Below are 17,009 nucleotides of genomic sequence, written 5' to 3' on the forward strand. Positions count from 1 at the left end.
GACACGCGCATGAACGCCTTGCACGCCGCGCCCCGCCACAGCGCCTTCGACGACTTGCAGGCGCTGGTGACGGGCACCTTGTTCGTCGCGATGGCCCTGGTGCTGTTCCGCCATGCCGGCCTGCTGACCGGCGGCACGGCAGGCATCGCCTTCGTGCTGCACTACGCCACGGGCCTGCCGTTCGGTGCCGGCTTCTTCCTCGTGAACCTGCCGTTCTACCTGCTGGCCTGGCGGCGCATGGGGCGGCGATTCACGCTCAAGACCTTCGCCGCGGTGGCGCTGCTGTCGGCGCTGGCCGAACTGCTGCCGCACTGGCTGGTGCTGCAGGCGGTCCAGCCGCTGTTCGCCGCGCTGGGCGGCGGGCTGCTGATGGGCGCCGGGCTGCTGATCCTGTTCCGGCACCACGCCAGCCTGGGCGGCCTCAACGTGCTGGCGCTGTGGCTGCAGGAACGCCGCGGCTGGCGCGCCGGCCACGTGCAGATGGCGGTGGACCTCGCCGTCCTGCTGGCGGCTGCACCCTGGGTCGGCCCGCTGCAGCTGCTGCTGTCGGTGCTGGGCGCGCTGGCGCTCAACCTCGCGCTGGCGGTGAACCACAAGCCGGGACGCTACGCCGCGGTCTGAAGCGCCGCCAGCGCCGGACCGCCTTGACCGGCTCCGCGCGGCCGTGACAGCATCGCCCCGGCGCGTCCGGGGCGCCACCGGATCCGCGGACAGGGTCGAACCCACCCGGCACGTGCGCGGCACCGTCCGTCCCAGCCCGTGTCACCTTTGTGCGGCCTGAGCGCGCGGATCGCAGGCCAGCGCACGGAGGATCCATGGCCCGAGCCCTGCCACCCCACCCCCACGCCGACCATCTGCGCCTCCAGGCGCGCGACCTGCTGCGCGCGCTGCGCGGCGGCGATCCCGAGGCCGGCGCGCGCGCCGCGCCGTGCCGCCTGCCCGCGCCGCCACGGCTGGCCGGTGCGCAGCTGGTGATCGCACGCGAGCACGGCTTCGCCAGCTGGCGGCAGCTGATGGACCACGTCGAGCAGCGTCGCGCCGCTGCGCTGTCGGACACGGCATACGCCGACCGCTTCCTCACGCTGGCGCTGGGCCGCGGCCTCGACACGCCACGCCCGCAGGTCGCGCTGGCACTGGCGCAGCAGCGTGTACCGCGGGGCCTGGCTGCGGCCCTGGCGCTGGGCCGGCGGGCCGCGGTGCAGCAGGCCCTGGCCGACGCCGACCCGAACGCCGCGCTGCCGCCCTTCGACGCGCCGCCGCTGGTGTACGCCGCGTTCTCGTCGCTGGCACGCAGCGACAGCCACCGGCCGGGCCTGGTCGACACCGTCGCATGGCTGCTGGCACGCGGCGCCGACGCCAACGCGGTGCTGATCGACCCCGCAGCACCGAACGACCCGCTGCCCGTGCTGTACGGCGCCACGGCACGCGCCCAGTGCCTGCAGACCGTGCAGCTGCTGCTGCAGGCCGGCGCCGAGCCCGACGACGGCGAATCGCTGTACCACGCCACCGAACTGGCCGACCGCCGCATCCTCGTGGCGCTGGTGCAGGCCGGCGCGCGCTGGACCGGCACCCATGCACTGCTGCGCCAGCTCGACCACGACGACATCGAGGGCCTGCGCCAGGCGCTGGCGCTCGGCGCCGACCCCAACGAGTCCGGCCCCGACGGCCTGTGCGCGCTGCACCATGCCGTGGTGCGCGGGCGCGACCTGGCCAGCGTGCAGCTGCTGGTGCAGCACGGGGCCGACCCGGCGCGTGCCGACAAGCGGGGCCGCACGCCGGCCTGGCACGCCGCGCGTGCAGGGGACGTCGACATCCTGCGGTGGCTGCACAGCCTGACCGGCGAGCCCCCGGTGCCGGCGCACGAAGCGTTCCTGGCCGCCTGCGCGGCGGCCGACGGCGCCTCCGCCCGTGCGCATCTCGCGCTGCAGCCCGACACCGTGCAGACGCTGCCGGCCGCCGACCTGCGCCTGCTGCCGGACCAGGCCCAGCGCGGCAGGCACGCACCGGTGCAGCTGATGCTGGCCTTGGGCTGGCCGGTGGACACGCCCGGCGACTGGGACGGCAGCGCGCTGAACCAGGCCGCCTTCCGCGGCGATGCCGCCCTGGTGCGGCTGTTGCTGCAGCACGGCGCACGCTGGCACGAGCCCAACGGCTTCGGTGGCGACGCGCTGGGCGCCTGCCTGCACGCGGCCTGCCACCGGCCCGAGGCCACAGGCGACTACGCGGCCGTGCTGCAGCTGCTGCTGGACGACGGCGCGCCGGTGCCGGCCGACGAGGACCTGCCGGACGCGCTGCGCACCGTGCTCGAAGAATGGCGCCAGACATGACAACGCCGGCCCGCGGGCCGGCGTTGAGGGGGGCGTGGCGGGGTGCGCCGCGCCACTAGCCCATGTGCAGGCCGCCGTTGCAGCTGAAGTCGGCACCGGTCGTGAAGCCGGAGTCCGGGCCCGCCAGCCAGGCGACGATGGCGCCGATCTCCTCGGGCGTGCCCAGGCGCTTCACCGGGATGGTGGCGACGATCTTCTCCAGCACCTCGGGCTTGATCGCGCGGACCATGTCGGTGCCGATGTAGCCCGGGCTCACGGTGTTCACCGTCACGCCCTTGGCCGCCAGCTCCTGCGCCAGCGCCATCGTGAAGCCGTGCATGCCGGCCTTGGCGGCCGAGTAGTTGGTCTGGCCGGCCTGGCCCTTCTCGCCGTTGACCGAGCTGATCTGGATGATGCGGCCCCAGCCCTTTTCCACCATGCCCGGCACGACCTGCTTGGTCACGTTGAACATGCTGTTGAGGTTGGTGTCGATGACGGCCTTCCAGTCCTCGGGCGTCATCTTCAGGAACATGCGGTCGCGCGTGATGCCGGCGTTGTTCACCAGCACGTCGATCGGGCCGTGCTCGGCCACTGCCTTGGTGAACGCGGCGACGGTGGAGTCCCAGTCGGCCACATTGCCCACCGACGCGTAGAACGAGTAGCCGAGCGCCTTCTGCTCGTCGAGCCACTTCGTGAAGTCGCGGCTGGGGCCGCAGCCGGCGATGACGGTGAAGCCGTCCTTCGCCAGGCGCTGGCAGATGGCGGTGCCGATGCCACCCATGCCACCGGTCACGTAGGCCACTTTGTTTGCCATGGTCGTCTCCTTGTTGATGCGTTGATTCTCAGCGTTCGACTGTCAGTGCAACACCCATGCCACCACCAATGCACAGCGAGGCGATGCCGCGCTTCGCGTCGCGCTTGATCATCTCGTGCAGCAGCGTGACCAGGATGCGCGCACCCGAGGCCCCGATGGGGTGGCCGATGGCGATGGCGCCGCCGTTGACGTTGACCTTGCTCGTGTCCCAGCCCATTTCCTGGTGCACGGCGCAGGCCTGGGCCGCGAAGGCCTCGTTGATCTCCAGCAGGTCCAGGTCGCCCGGCTTCCAGCCGGCGCGGGCCAGCGCCTTCTGCGCCGCGGGCACCGGGCCCATGCCCATGATCGTGGGGTCCAGGCCGGCCGACGCGTAGCTGGCGATGCGCGCCAGCGGCGTCAGCCCCAGCGCAGCGGCCTTGGCCGCCGTCATCAGCACCACGCCGGCGGCGCCGTCGTTCAGCCCCGAGGCGTTGCCGGCGGTCACCGAGCCGGCCTTGTCGAAGGCCGGGCGCAGGCCGGCCAGCGCTTCGGCGCTGGTCTTCTTGTTGATGAACTCGTCGGCGGCGAACACCACCGGGTCGCCCTTCTTCTGCGGGATCGTCACCGGCACGATCTCGTCATTGAAGCGGCCGGCTTCCTGGGCCGCGGCGGCCTTCTGCTGGCTCGCCAGCGCCAGCGCGTCCTGCGCCTCGCGCGAGATGCCGTACTTCTTGGCCACGTTCTCGGCCGTGATGCCCATGTGGTACTGGTTGTAGACGTCCCACAGGCCGTCGACGATCATCGAGTCGACCATCTTCCAGTCGCCCATGCGCTGGCCGTCGCGGCTGCCGTTCAGGACGTGCGGCGCCAGGCTCATGTTCTCCTGGCCGCCGGCGATGACGATCTCGCTGTCGCCGTCGCGGATGGCCTGCGCGCCCAGCATCACGGCCTTCAGGCCCGAGCCGCAGACCTTGTTGATCGTCATGCCGGGCACGCCGTTGGGCAGGCCGCTCTTGATGATCGCCTGGCGGGCCGGGTTCTGGCCGACGCCGGCGGTCAGCACCTGGCCGAGGATGACCTCGCCGATCTGGCCGCCTTCGAGCTTCGCGCGCTGCAGCAGCGCCTGGATGACGGTGGCGCCAAGCTCGGCCGCGGGGGTCTTGGCCAGCGTGCCGCCGAACTTGCCGACGGCGGTGCGCGCGGCGGCGACGATGACGATGTCCTGGGTGCTCATGGATGTCTCCTGGAGTTGAAAACGGTGGTCAGGCCTTGGCCTTCACGTAGCGGCCGGGCGCGGGCTCGATGGCCTTGTACTGCCGGCTACCGGGGGTCTTGGGGGCGGCGACGAGCTTGCCGCCGTGGGGCTTGAGCCAGTCGGTCCACACGGGCCACCAGCTGCCGGCGTGCTCGGTCGCGCCGTCGAGCCAGGCTTCGGCAGTGGCGGGCGGCTTGTCCCCGACGGTCTCGTTGACCCAGTGGCTGCGCTTGCCCTTGGCCGGCGGGTTGATGACGCCCGCGATGTGGCCGCTGGCCCCGAGCACGAAACTGCGCTTGCCCTTGAACAGCGGCACCGAGCGGTAGGCCGCCGTCCACGGCACGATGTGGTCCTCGCGCGAGCCGTAGATGAACACGGGCGCCGCGATCTTGCCCAGGTCCACCGGCTCGCCGCAGACGGTCAGCTTGCCAGGCTGCTTGAGTTCGTTCTGCAGGTAGGTGTGGCGCAGGTACCAGCAGTACATGGGCCCGGGCAGGTTGGTGCTGTCGCCGTTCCAGTACAGCAGGTCGAACGGCGGCGGCGTCTCGCCCTTCAGGTAGTTGCCGACGACGTAGTTCCAGACCAGGTCGTTGGGCCGCAGGAAGCTGAAGGTGGTGGCGAGTTCCTGGCCCTTCAGCAGCCCGGGGCCGCCCGGGGCCTGCGGGCCGAGCGTCATCTCGCGCAGCCGCACCGAGGCCTCGTCGATGAAGATGTCGAGGATGCCGGTGTCCTGGAAGTCGAGCAGTGTGGTCAACAGCGTCACGCTCTGTGCCGGCTGCTCTCCGCGTGCTGCCAGCACTGCCAGCGCCGTGCTCAGGATGGTGCCGCCCACGCAGAAGCCCAGCGTGTTGATCTTCTCGCTGCCGCCGATGGCCTGCACCGTGCGGATGGCGCGGATGGCGCCGTCCTCGATGTAGTCGTCCCAGGTCGTGGCCTTCAGCGATTCGTCGGGGTTGCGCCAGCTGACGACGAAGGTGCGGTGGCCCTGCTCCACCGTGTAGCGGATCACCGAGTTCTCGGGCTGCAGGTCGAGGATGTAGTACTTGTTGATGCAGGGCGGCACGAACAGCATCGGCCGCTCGTGCACCTTGGCCGTCAACGGCTTGTACTCGATCAGCTGGAACAGCGCGTTCTCGAACACCACCGTGCCCTCGGTGGTGGCCACGTTGCGGCCGACCTCGAACACGCTTTCGTCGGTCTGCGAGACGTGGCCCTTCTGCAGGTCTTCCACCAGGTGCTGCAGGCCGGCGGCGATGCTCTCGCCCTTGGTCTCGACCGCCTTCTTCAGTGCCTCGGGATTGAACGCGAGGAAGTTGCTGGGGCTGGACGCGTCGATGAACTGCTGCACCGCGAAACGCACGCGCGCCTTGGTCTTCTCGTCACCCTGCACCGCGTCGGCCATCTGCATCAGCGTGCGCGCGTTCAGCAGGTACATCTGCGCGGTGTACGCGGCGGCGGGGTTCGTCAGCCACTCGTTGCTGGCAAAGCGGCGGTCGCCGATGGCGGGTGCCGGGGCCGCCGCGCCACCCAGCCGGCCGAGCGACTGGTTCCAGAGCTCGGTGACGCTCTTCAGGTAGTCGCCCTGCAGCGCTGCCAATTGCTCCATCGGCACCGGCAGGCCGGGCAAGGCCTTCCACATGTCCCCGAACGGCGCTCCGGATGCCGGGGCGGCGTCCGTGCTGCGGGCGGGGGAAGGGTTAGTCTTGGCTTTCAAGGGGGTCTCCTCGCATCGCGGGCTGCCGGGGCTGCGTCGGCCCGCACGTCTTCCCGCTTGTGAACAGCTTCACGTTGTAGGCGTTAGAGCTTACCACGTCTTGACATGAACTTGCATATTACGAAATAAAACACCACGAACTGAGATGTACCTCGTTGCCATTGCGTGGATGTATGTGGTGCTGATGATGACCGTTGCCGAGGCGATGTCACCCCAAGGCACCGTCATTGGAGCGGTCATCACGTTCCTGTTGTATGGGGTGCTACCCCTGGCCCTGCTGCTCTACATCCTGGGCACGCCGGGACGGCGGCGGGCGCGGCTGCAGGCCGAGGCGGCCGAAGCCGCGAGCCTGGCCGGTTCAGGCGCTGCGGCGCCAGACGGCGGCGGCGAGCCGGCCGGTGCGGCCGTCGCGGCGGAACGAGAAAAACCGTGAGGCGTCGTCCACCGTGCACCAGGCGCCGCCGCTGACACGCTGGACGCCCGCGGCCTGCAGACGGTCGCGCGCCAATTGCGGCAGGTCGGCCAGCCAGCGGGGGCTGCCGTCGGCACGCGTGCGCGGCACGAAACGTTCCGGGTCGGGCGTCGCGGGGTCGGCGCCGAAGGCGCGCAGCACGTCGGCGCCGACCTCGAAGTTGCGCGGCCCGATGCAGGGTCCCAGCCAGGCCAGCAGCCGGTCGGGGCCGCATCCCGCGGCCCGGCACACGGCCGCCACCGTGTTCTCGAGCACGCCGCCGGCCAGGCCGCGCCAGCCGGCGTGCGCCGCCCCCACGGCGCGGCCGTCGTCGCTGCACAGCAGCACGGGCAGGCAGTCGGCCACCAGCACCGTGCAGGCGATGCCGGGCACGGTGCTGACGCTGGCGTCCGCGCGTGGCAGCGTGGTGTCCACCCGGTCGAGCACCACCACGTCGCTGCCGTGCACCTGGTCCAGGAAGACGGGGGTGGCGCCGAGCGCCGCGGCGTAGCGCCGCTGGTTCTCGCGCACGGCCTCGGGTGCGTCGACGGCGTCGCCAGGCAGCCCGGGCGGGCGCAGGTTGAGGCTGTCGAACGGCGCGGCGCTGACGCCGCCACGCCGCGTGCTCATCACCGCGCCCACGCCGGCAGGCGCCGGCCAGTCGGGCAGCAGCAGGTCGCGCAGCGGCAGTTCAGGCGGCATCCGGGCACTTCTCGGGCCGCGTGTCCTCGAAGGCCGGCAGCGCCATGCAGGCCTCGAACACGCGCATCACGTGCGGCACGTGGTCGAGCCGGCACGCGAAGCGCTGCGCGTTGAAGATCTGCGGCACCAGCACGCAGTCGGCCAGGGTCGGCGTGTCGCCGTGGCAGTAGCGCGCGGGTGCTGCGGCCAGCTGCCGCTCCACCGTCTCCAGCCCGGTCTCGACCCAGTGCCGGTACCAGCGGTTCTTGTCCTCTTCCGCGACCTTCATGTCGCGCACGAGGTAGCGCAGCACGCGCAGGTTGTTGAGCGGGTGGATCTCGCAGGCGATGTCGAGCGCCAGCGTGCGCACGCGCGCGCGGTCGATCGGCGTCTTCGGCAGCAGCGGAGGCTCGGGGTGGGTCTCGTCGAGGTACTCGATGATCGCCAGCGACTGCGTGACGGCGTGCTCGCCGTCGCGCAGCAGCGGCACCAGGCGCGCGGCCGACACCGCGGCGTACGACTCGTTGAACTGCTCGTTCTTCTGCAGGTGCACCGGCTTGTAGTCGTAGTCCAGGCCCTTCAACGCCAGCGCGATGCGCACGCGGTACGACGCCGACGATCGGAAGTAGTTGTAGAGCTCCATGCTGCGGTCCTGAAGGCGGGCAGATGCCTGGCGGGGATGATGCCACGCAGCCCGCGCCGCGCCGGGGCCGCCGCTACACTGCCGCGCATGTTCGAGCCGCGCCGCATCAAGCACTGCCGGGTCTGCGGCAGCACCGTCCGCTACCGCACGCCGCCTGACGACAACCGCGAACGGGCCATCTGCGAGGCCTGCGGCGAGATCCACTACGAGAACCCCATCAACGTGGTCGGCACGGTGCCGGTGTGGGGCGACCAGGTGCTGCTGTGCCGCCGCAACATCGAACCGCGCCGCGGCCTGTGGACGCTGCCGGCGGGCTTCCTGGAACTGGGCGAAAGCACCTCGGAAGGGGCGCTGCGCGAGACCGACGAGGAGGCCGGCGCGCACATCGAGCTGCAAGGCCTGTTCACGGTGCTCAACGTGGTGCGGGCCGGGCAGCTGCACCTGTTCTACCGCGCACGCATGCTCGACACGCACCTGAACCCGGGCCCCGAGACGATCGAGGCGCAGCTGTTCCGCGAGGAAGAGATCCCCTGGGACGAGATCGCCTTCCGCACGGTGCGCGACACGCTGCGGCACTTCTTCGCCGACCGGCGCCTGGGCGCCTTCGGCGTGCACACCGCCGACATCAGCTGACTGGCGCGGGCGGCAGGCGCACGGCCGGGCCGGTGGCCGCATCGAAGCCCAGCGACCACAGCGCCGCCAGTTCCCCGGCATCGGCGATGCCCTGCGCGTGGGCCTGCAGGCGCATGCCGTGCAGCAGATCGACCAGGCCGGTGGCGAACGCGCGCACGGCGGGCTCGTTCAGGGCCTCGCGCACGAAGCGCGACTCGATCTTGACGTGGTCGAGCCCGATGCCCGCCAGCCGCGACAGGCCGCGCACCGAGGCGCCGGCGTGTTCCACGCCCAGCCGCACACCGTGGCGCCGCCACGCCGCGGCGGCCTCGCGCAGGCGCGGCAGCGCACGGTCGAGCGCCACGCCGTCGGCGATCTCGATGCACAGCCGCGCGCTGGCCTCGGGCGCGGCCTCCAGCCGCCGCTGCACGGCGCCGACGAAACCGGCCGTGACCAGCGACGCGGCGCTGAAGTGCACGCTGCGCGGCTGCGCGTCACGCGCGATCGCCAGCAGCGCCAGGTCCAGCGCGGCCAGGTCCACGCGCGGCATCAAGCGGCCCCGCGCGGCCATCGGCAGCCAGCGCCGGGCCTCGATGAAGGGGCCGCCGACGTCGAGCTGCACACGCAGCGGGCACTCCAGGTGCAGCAGGCGGCCATCGTGCGCGAGCACCGGGAACTCGGCCAGGCTCGCGCGGCCTTCGTGCAGCGCCTCGTCGATGCGCACGCGCCAGGCGCGTTCGCCCATCGGCTGCACCGCGATGTCGCTGCTGCCGGCATGGTGGATCTCGATGCAGAAGGGGCCGGCACTTTCGGCCTGGGCGAGCGCGGTGTCGGCCGCCGCGAGTGCGCGGCTGACGGTTTCGCCGCGCAGGCCGTCCACGCCCCCCACCACCAGTTCGGCCGCCCCGCTCGTCGCCGCGGGCGTGGCCCGCAACGCCCGCAGCAGCGTGGCGGCGGTCTCGTCGGCCACGCCGCCGGCGGGCAGGCACAGGGCGAAGTCGCTGCGGTTCAGCCGGCCCGCGAAGGCGCCCGGCACACGCAGCGGATACGCCGTCAGCAGGTCGGCCACCACCGACAGCATGCGGCTGGCGGCGTCGTCGCCGACCCGCAGGGCCAGCCCGTCGAGCTGCAGCACGCGCAGCAGCAGCAGGCCCCGCCCGCCGGCACTGGACTCGCCCAGCGCACTGGCCAGCCGGGCGATGAAGTAGCGCCGGTTCGGCAACCCGGTCTCGGCGTCGGTGTGCGCGGTGTGGCGCAGCAGTTCCACGGCCTCCGCCTGGGCGTCGAAGTTGACGCGGCCTCGCTGCGTCGGCAGCACCGGGCCGCGCGCAGCCGCGGGCAGGCCCGTGGGCGCCGTGCTGCGTGGCGCCGGCGCGACATCGCCGGCCACGAAGCGGCGCAGGCCGCGCAGCCACAGGCTCATGCGCTGCGACAGCGGTTCGGAGGGGGGGTCGACAAGAGGCACGGTAAGAACGACGAGAAACGGAGATGCATGCCGGACGGAGATGTCGGAACCATCGGCCGGCGGGCACCCAACTTGAGCATGCCTGCGCCGCCGCCGTGCATTGACACCGCAAAACGTCGAGAATGATTCTCATTTGCGAGCATCGGCACCGATTTGCAGTGTCGCGCTGCCGGCGCGGAGCACTTTTGTCAGCCAGGAGCGCAGATCATGCGTTAGCGTTGCGGGCGATGTGCAGAGCGGAACCCGCTCGACCACAGCCTCCAACCCCTTTCGGAGATCCAACCCCATGACCTCTCGTCGCCAATTCATCCAGATCGTTCCCGTTGCCGGCGCCGCGCTGCTGGCCAGCCACGCCGCCCAGGCGCAGCTGGTGAACGAGAAGGACCCGCAGGCCGTTGCGCTGGGCTACGTGGCCGACGCCACCAAGGCCGACAAGGCGAAGTACAAGAACTACGCCGCCGGTCAGCTGTGCAACAACTGCGCGCTGTACCAGGGCAAGGCGAGCGACGCCGAAGCCGGCTGCCCGCTGTTCGCCGGCAAGAAGGTCGCAGGCAAGGGCTGGTGCTCGGCCTACGCCAAGAAGGCGTAAGCGGGGCCCCCACGCTCCCTGACGGTCGCTGCCCCCCGAGGGGGCGCAAGCAGCGGACCGGCGAAGCCGGATCCGCGCTTGCGGCTTCAATGAACAAAGGCCCCTCGCGGGCCTTTGTTCATTTCGGTTTGCGCGCCGGTGGCAGGTCCGTGCAACTGCCATGCGCGACCTCGGCCGCCATGCCGATGCTTTCGCCCAGCGTGGGGTGCGGGTGGATGGTCTTGCCGATGTCCACCGCGTCCGCGCCCATCTCGATGGCGAGCGCGATCTCGCCGATCATGTCGCCGGCATGGGTGCCGACGATGCCGCCGCCGACGATGCGGTGCGTCTCTTCGTCGAACAGCAGCTTGGTGAACCCTTCGTCACGGCCGTTGGCAATCGCCCGGCCGCTGGCCGTCCACGGGAAGAGGCCCTTGTGCACCTTCAGGCCCTTGGCCTGGGCCTCGTCTTCGGTCACGCCCACCCAGGCCACCTCGGGGTCGGTGTAGGCCACGCTGGGGATGACACGGGCGTCGAACATCGCCTTGCTGTCGCCGGATGCCACCTCGGCCGCCACATGCCCTTCGTGCACCGCCTTGTGCGCCAGCATCGGCTGGCCGACGATGTCGCCGATGGCGTAGATGTGCGGCACGTTGGTCCGCATCTGCACGTCCACGGGGATGAAGCCGCGCTCGCCGACGATCACGCCGGCCTTCTCGGCGCCGATCTTCTTGCCGTTGGGCGTGCGGCCCACGGCCTGCAGCACGAGGTCGTACACCCCTTCGCTCTTTGAACCGTCCAGACCCTCGAACTGCACGCGGATGCCGTCGGCCGTGGCCTCGGCGCCCACCGTCTTCGTCTTCAGCATCAGCCGGTCGAAGCGCTTGGCGTTCATCTTCTGCCACACCTTCACGAGGTCGCGGTCGGCGCCCTGCATCAGGCCGTCGAGCATCTCGACCACGTCCAGGCGTGCGCCCAGCGCCGAGTAGACGGTGCCCATCTCCAGGCCGATGATGCCGCCGCCGATGACCAGCATGCGCTCAGGTCTCTGGCGCAGTTCCAGCGCGCCGGTGCTGGTGACGATGCGCGGGTCGTCCTTCGGAAGGAACGGCAGCTTCACCGCCTCGGAGCCGGCGGCGATGATGGCCTGCTTGAAGCGGATCGTCTGCGTCTTGCCGTCGGCCATCGTCACGGTCAGGTGGAAGGGATCCGCGAACGCGCCGCTGCCCTGCACCACCGTGACCTTGCGCATCTTGGCCATCGCGGCCAGGCCGCCGGTGAGCTTGCCGACCACCTTGTTCTTGTGGGCCAGCAGCTTGCCCAGGTCGACCTGCGGCGTGCCGAAGGTCACGCCCAGGTCGGCGAAGTGCGCCGCTTCGTCCATCACCGCGGCCACGTGCAGCAGTGCCTTGCTCGGGATGCAGCCCACGTTCAGGCAGACGCCGCCCAGCGTGGGGAAGCGCTCGACGAGCACCGTCCTCAGCCCCAGGTCGGCCGCGCGGAACGCCGCCGAGTAGCCACCGGGGCCGGCGCCCAGCACCAGCATGTCGCACTCGAGGTCGGCACCGCCGGCGTGGCTGGCGGCCACCGGCGCGGGCGCGGCTGGGGCGGCAGGAATCGCGGGTGCGGCGGCCGGTGCAGCGGCAGGCGCAGCAGCCGGTGCCGCGGCGCCCGTTTCCAGCGACAGCAGCACGCTGCCCTGGTTGACGGTGTCGCCGATCTTGACCTTGAGCTCGTGCACCACGCCGGCGGCGGACGACGGGATCTCCATCGAGGCCTTGTCGCTTTCCACCGTGACGAGGCTCTGGTCGGCCTTCACGGTGTCGCCGGGCTTGACCAGCAGTTCGATGACGGCCACGTCCTTGAAATCGCCGATGTCCGGCACCTGGATGTCGATGAGGGCCATGTCAGACCTTTAGCTTGTGGGGGTGTGGCCGCGCGGAGGCGGCCCGGGCCGTGGCAGCGGCCGGCTGCACGGCCGGCCGGGTGCTCACAGCACGATGCGCCGGAAGTCCGACAGCAGGCTGCCGAAGTAGACGTTGAAGCGCGCCGCCGCGGCGCCGTCGATGACGCGGTGGTCCCAGCTCAGCGACAGCGGCAGGATCAGCCGCGGCACGAACTGCTTGCCGTCCCAGCGCGGTTCGGTGCTGCTCTTGCACACACCCATGATCGCCACTTCCGGGGCGTTGATGATGGGCGTGAAGTAACGACCGCCGATGCCGCCCAGGCTGCTGATGCTGAAGCAGCCGCCGGACATGTCGGCCGGCGCCAGCTTGCCGTCGCGCGCCTTCTTGGCCAGTTCGCCCATCTCGGTGCTGATCTGGAACACGCCCTTCTTGTCGGCGTCCTTGATCACGGGCACCACCAGGCCGTTGGGCGTGTCGGCCGCGAAACCGATGTGGAAGTAGTTCTTCAGCACCAGCGTGTCGCCGTCCAGGCTGCTGTTGAACTCGGGGAACCTCTTCAGCGCCGCCACGGCCGCCTTGATCATGAAGGCGAGCATCGTCACCTTCACGCCCGACTTCTCGTTCTCCTTGTTCAGCTGCACGCGGAAGGCTTCGAGCTCGGTGATGTCGCAGTCGTCGTGGTTCGTGACGTGCGGGATCAGCACCCAGTTGCGGTGCAGGTTGGCACCGCTGATCTTCTTGATGCGGCTGAGATCCTTGCGTTCGACGGGGCCGAACTTCGTGAAGTCCACCTGCGGCCAGGCCAGCAGGCCCGGGATGCCGCCGCCGGACGCCGCCGCGGGGGCCGGCGCCTTGGCCTTCTGCGCCGCGGTGCTGACGCTGCCGGCCATGACGCCCTTGACGAAGCCCTGCACGTCGTCCTGCGTGATGCGGCCCTTCGGGCCCGTGCCCTGCACCTCGGCCAGCGGCACGCCGAGCTCGCGGGCGTAGCGGCGGATCGAAGGCGACGCATGCGGCAGCTTGCCCGTGGGGGTGCTCGGCGCATGCTGCGCCGGCGCTGCGACGGCGGGCGCGGCCGCGGACACCGCGGCCACAGCCGGGGCGGCCGATGCAACCGGTGCAGCGGCAGGGGCCGGAGCCGCCGCCGGCGCGGCAGCCGGGGCAGCGCCTGCCGCGCCCTGCAACACCGCGATCAGCGAGCCCTTGGCGACCTTGTCGCCCACCTTCACCTTCAGCTCGGTCACGGTGCCGGCATGCGACGACGGGATCTCCATCGAGGCCTTGTCGCTCTCGACCGTGATCAGGCTCTGCTCGACCTTGACGCTGTCGCCGGGCTTCACGAAGACCTCGATGACCGCGACCTCGTCGAAGTCGCCGATGTCGGGCACGAACACGTTCACCGGGCCGGCAGCAGCGGCCGGTGCCGGGGCTGCCGCGGCAGGTGCCGCCACGGGCGCCGGGGCAGGCGCAGCAACGGGCGCAGCGGCGGGCGCGGGCGCGGCAGCAGCGCCAGCAGCTTCCACCACCAGCACCAGCGTGCCCTGGCTGACCTTGTCGCCCAGCGCGACCTTCATCTCGCGCACCACGCCGGCATGCGACGACGGGATCTCCATCGAGGCCTTGTCCGACTCCACCGTCAGCAGACTCTGGTCCACCGCGATCGTGTCACCCGGCTTCACCAGCAGCTCGATGACTTCCACGTCCTTGAAGTCGCCGATGTCCGGCACCTTCACTTCGACCAACGCCATGTTGTGTGTCTCCGGTCGTCGTTGTTATGCGTACAGCGGGTTGATCTTGCCCGCGTCGATGCCGTACTTCGCGATCGCCTCGGCCACCTTGGCCACCGGCACCGTGCCTTCGTCGGCCAGCGCCTTCAGCGCCGCCACCACGATGTAGTGGCGGTTGACCTCGAAGTGCTCGCGCAGCTTGCTGCGGAAGTCGCTGCGGCCGAAGCCGTCGGTGCCCAGCACCTTGTAGACGCGGCCCTTCGGGATGAAGGCGCGGATCTGCTCGGCGTAGTTCTTCATGTAGTCGGTCGACGCGATCACCGGCCCGGCATGCGCGGCCAGCTGCTGCGTCACGAAAGGCACCTGCGGCTCGGCCGTGGGATGCAGCAGGTTGTGGCGGTCGCAGGCCTGGCCGTCGCGCGCCAACTCGTTGAAGCTCGGGCAGCTCCAGACGTTGGCCGACACGCCCCAGTCGGCGTCGAGCAGGTCGCGTGCGGCCTGGCTTTCGCGCAGGATGGTGCCGCTGCCCAGCAGGTTCACGCGCGGTGTCTTCTTCGCGCCTTCTTCCAGCAGGTACATGCCCTTGATGATCTGCTCTTCGGTGCCGGCCTTCAGCCCCGGCATCGGGTAGTTCTCGTTCAGCAGCGTCAGGTAGAAGTAGACGTTCTCCTGCTTCTCCACCATGCGCTTCAGGCCGTGGTGGATGATGACGCCGACCTCGTGCGCGAAGGTCGGGTCGTAGCTGATGCAGTTCGGGATGGTGCCGGCCAGGATGTGGCTGTGGCCGTCCTCGTGCTGCAGGCCTTCGCCGTTCAGCGTGGTGCGGCCGCTGGTGCCGCCGAGCAGGAAGCCGCGCGCCTGCATGTCGCCGGCGGCCCAGGCCATGTCGCCGATGCGCTGGAAGCCGAACATCGAGTAATAGATGTAGAACGGCACCATGATGCGGTTGTTCGTCGAGTACGACGTCGCCGCGGCGATCCAGCTCGCCATGCCGCCGGCTTCGTTGATGCCTTCCTGCAGGATCTGGCCGGCCTTGTCCTCGCGGTAGTACATCACCTGGTCCTTGTCGACCGGCGTGTACAGCTGCCCCTTGGGGTTGTAGATGCCGATCTGGCGGAACAGGCCTTCCATGCCGAAGGTGCGCGCCTCGTCCACCAGGATGGGCACGACACGCGGGCCCAGCGCCTGGTCGCGCAGCAGCTGCGTGAGGAAGCGCACGTAGGCCTGCGTGGTGCTGATCTCGCGGCCTTCGGCGGTGGGTTCGAGCACGGCCTTGAAGGTCTCCAGCGACGGCACCGTGAAGTGCTCGTCGGCCTTCGGGCGGCGCTTGGGCAGGTAGCCGCCCAGCGCGGCGCGGCGCTCGTGCAGGTACTTCATCTCCGGCGTGTCGTCGGCCGGCTTGTAGAACGGGATCTTCGGCAGCTCGCTGTCGGGGATGGGGATGTTGAAGCGGTCGCGGAAGAACTTGATGTCCTCGTCGGTCAGCTTCTTGGTCTGGTGCGCGGTGTTCTTGCCCTCGCCGCTCTTACCCATGCCGTAGCCCTTGACGGTCTTCACCAGCAGCACGGTGGGCTCGCCGGTGTGGGCGTTGGCGCGGTGGAACGCGGCGTAGACCTTCTGCGCGTCGTGGCCGCCGCGGCGCAGGTTCCAGATGTCGTCGTCGCTCATCTTGGCCACCAGCTCCAGCGTGCGCGGGTCACGGCCGAAGAAGTTCTTGCGCACGAAGGCGCCGTCGTTGGCCTTGAAGGCCTGGTAGTCGCCGTCCAGCGTGTCGAGCATGACCTTGCGCAGCGCGCCGTCCTTGTCGCGTGCCAGCAGCGGATCCCAGTTGCTGCCCCAGATCAGCTTGATGACGTTCCAGCCGGCGCCGCGGAACTCGCCTTCGAGCTCCTGGATGATCTTGCCGTTGCCGCGCACCGGGCCGTCCAGGCGCTGCAGGTTGCAGTTGACGACGAAGATCAGGTTGTCCAGGCCCTCGCGGGCCGCCAGGCCGATCGCGCCCAGGCTCTCGGGCTCGTCCATCTCGCCGTCGCCGCAGAAGACCCAGACCTTGCGCTTGGAGGTGTCGGCGATGCCGCGCGCGTGCAGGTACTTCAGGAAGCGCGCCTGGTAGATCGCCATCAGCGGGCCCAGGCCCATGCTGACGGTGGGGAACTGCCAGAACTCAGGCATCAGCTTCGGATGCGGGTAGCTGCTCAGGCCCTGGCCGCCGACCTCCTGGCGGAAGTTCAGCAGCTGCTCCTCGCTGATGCGGCCTTCCAGGAAGGCGCGGGCGTAGATGCCGGGCGCGCTGTGGCCCTGGATGTAGAGCAGGTCGCCGCCGTGCTCGCCGTTGTCGGCGTGCCAGAAGTGGTTGAAGCCGGCCGCGAACATGTGCGCCAGGCTCTGGAAGCTGCTGATGTGGCCGCCGAGGTCACCGCCGTCGGCCGGGTGCAGGCGGTTGGCCTTGACCACCATCGCCATCGCGTTCCAGCGCATGTAGGCGCGCAGCCGCCCTTCGAGCTCGAGGTTGCCCGGGCTGCGCTCCTCCTGGTCGGGCGCGATGGTGTTCAGGTAGGCGGTGTTGGCCGAGAACGGCATGTCGATGCCGGCGTGGCGCGCCTCGTCGATGAGCTGGTCGAGCAGGTAGTGCGCGCGCTCCGGGCCCTCGGCGGCGATGACGGCGGACAGCGCGTCCAGCCACTCGCGTGTTTCCTGGGCATCCGGGTCGTTGGCGGCGTTGCCGAGGAAGGACTCCGGCAGTGCGGACATGCTTGTCTCCTGGGTGTTGGTTGTCGTCGGCCGGGAGTTTGGCATAACTCCCTAGAATTTCAAATAGTGCTTTCTCATTTCACATTGCGAACTCTTGACGGTGCAAGCGCCGCGGCAGCAGCCCGGGATAATCCGC

The 17,009-nt window shown here is 70.3% G+C and carries 14 protein-coding genes; 5 read left to right on the top strand and 9 right to left on the bottom strand.

Features of this window, described 5'->3' with window-relative positions; genetic code table 11:
- Nucleotides 1–9: 9 nt before the first annotated feature.
- A complete protein-coding gene (locus ACPOLB_RS03535; RefSeq protein ID WP_425259924.1) occupies nt 10–621 on the top strand; it encodes a YitT family protein in 612 nt (203 codons plus the stop codon).
- A 194-nt stretch (nt 622–815) separates the two neighbouring features.
- The gene (locus ACPOLB_RS03540; protein ID WP_425259925.1) at nt 816–2,327 is read left to right on the top strand and encodes an ankyrin repeat domain-containing protein; all 1,512 of its coding nucleotides are present in this window, start codon (nt 816–818) and stop codon (nt 2,325–2,327) included.
- A 55-nt stretch (nt 2,328–2,382) separates the two neighbouring features.
- Here ACPOLB_RS03540 and phbB read toward each other — a convergent pair whose 3' ends face one another.
- The 3 genes from phbB to phaC are packed head-to-tail and all read right to left on the bottom strand — an operon-like array spanning nt 2,383 to nt 5,993.
- Complete coding sequence (gene phbB / locus ACPOLB_RS03545) at nt 2,383–3,120, bottom strand: acetoacetyl-CoA reductase (protein WP_425259926.1); 738 nt, start codon at nt 3,118–3,120, stop codon at nt 2,383–2,385.
- Nucleotides 3,121–3,148: 28 nt separating this feature from the next.
- Nucleotides 3,149–4,333, bottom strand: a complete 1,185-nt coding sequence (locus ACPOLB_RS03550; RefSeq protein ID WP_425259927.1) for an acetyl-CoA C-acetyltransferase — start codon at nt 4,331–4,333, stop codon at nt 3,149–3,151.
- A 28-nt stretch (nt 4,334–4,361) separates the two neighbouring features.
- Nucleotides 4,362–5,993, bottom strand: a complete 1,632-nt coding sequence (phaC, locus tag ACPOLB_RS03555; protein WP_425262008.1) for a class I poly(R)-hydroxyalkanoic acid synthase — start codon at nt 5,991–5,993, stop codon at nt 4,362–4,364.
- Between the two features lie 220 nt (nt 5,994–6,213).
- On the opposite strand from phaC, the gene ACPOLB_RS03560 reads away from it, so the two are divergent.
- Nucleotides 6,214–6,501, top strand: a complete 288-nt coding sequence (locus ACPOLB_RS03560; protein WP_425259928.1) for a hypothetical protein — start codon at nt 6,214–6,216, stop codon at nt 6,499–6,501.
- Here the strand turns inward: ACPOLB_RS03560 and pgeF are convergent.
- Nucleotides 6,427–7,221: a peptidoglycan editing factor PgeF gene (gene pgeF, locus ACPOLB_RS03565; protein ID WP_425259929.1), complete on the bottom strand. Its 795-nt coding sequence runs from the start codon at nt 7,219–7,221 to the stop codon at nt 6,427–6,429. The two genes, ACPOLB_RS03560 and pgeF, sit on opposite strands and share 75 nt — an antisense overlap.
- Entirely contained in the window at nt 7,211–7,843 is a 633-nt protein-coding gene (maiA, locus tag ACPOLB_RS03570) for a maleylacetoacetate isomerase (RefSeq protein ID WP_425259930.1), read from the bottom strand. Before maiA ends, pgeF begins: the two co-directional genes overlap by 11 nt.
- Nucleotides 7,844–7,930: 87 nt before the next feature.
- Between maiA and ACPOLB_RS03575 the strand changes: the two genes are divergently transcribed.
- Nucleotides 7,931–8,476, top strand: a complete 546-nt coding sequence (locus ACPOLB_RS03575) for an NUDIX hydrolase (protein ID WP_425259931.1) — start codon at nt 7,931–7,933, stop codon at nt 8,474–8,476.
- On the opposite strand, the gene ACPOLB_RS03580 is transcribed toward ACPOLB_RS03575, so the two are convergent.
- Nucleotides 8,469–9,878, bottom strand: a complete 1,410-nt coding sequence (locus tag ACPOLB_RS03580; RefSeq protein ID WP_425259932.1) for an EAL domain-containing protein — start codon at nt 9,876–9,878, stop codon at nt 8,469–8,471. The genes ACPOLB_RS03575 and ACPOLB_RS03580 overlap by 8 nt on opposite strands.
- A gap of 328 nt (nt 9,879–10,206) precedes the next feature.
- Here ACPOLB_RS03580 and ACPOLB_RS03585 point away from each other — a divergent pair, with 328 nt between their 5' ends.
- Nucleotides 10,207–10,509, top strand: coding sequence for a high-potential iron-sulfur protein (locus tag ACPOLB_RS03585; protein WP_425259933.1), 303 nt, complete (start codon nt 10,207–10,209; stop codon nt 10,507–10,509).
- 118 nt (nt 10,510–10,627) lie between these two features.
- Here ACPOLB_RS03585 and lpdA read toward each other — a convergent pair whose 3' ends face one another.
- From lpdA to aceE, 3 genes are all read right to left on the bottom strand, one after another.
- Nucleotides 10,628–12,394, bottom strand: coding sequence for a dihydrolipoyl dehydrogenase (gene lpdA / locus ACPOLB_RS03590; protein ID WP_425259934.1), 1,767 nt, complete (start codon nt 12,392–12,394; stop codon nt 10,628–10,630).
- 84 nt (nt 12,395–12,478) lie between these two features.
- On the bottom strand, nt 12,479–14,143 hold the full coding sequence (gene aceF, locus ACPOLB_RS03595; protein ID WP_425259935.1) for a dihydrolipoyllysine-residue acetyltransferase: 1,665 nt from the start codon (nt 14,141–14,143) through the stop codon (nt 12,479–12,481).
- Nucleotides 14,144–14,167: 24 nt separating this feature from the next.
- Nucleotides 14,168–16,873 carry a pyruvate dehydrogenase (acetyl-transferring), homodimeric type gene (gene aceE, locus ACPOLB_RS03600; protein ID WP_425259936.1) on the bottom strand — a complete coding sequence of 902 codons (2,706 nt, stop codon included), beginning with the start codon at nt 16,871–16,873 and terminating at the stop codon, nt 14,168–14,170.
- Nucleotides 16,874–17,009: the final 136 nt, after the last annotated feature.

The sequence above is a fragment of the Rubrivivax soli genome (genome assembly GCF_049810355.1).
GTDB lineage: Bacteria > Pseudomonadota > Gammaproteobacteria > Burkholderiales > Burkholderiaceae_C > Rubrivivax.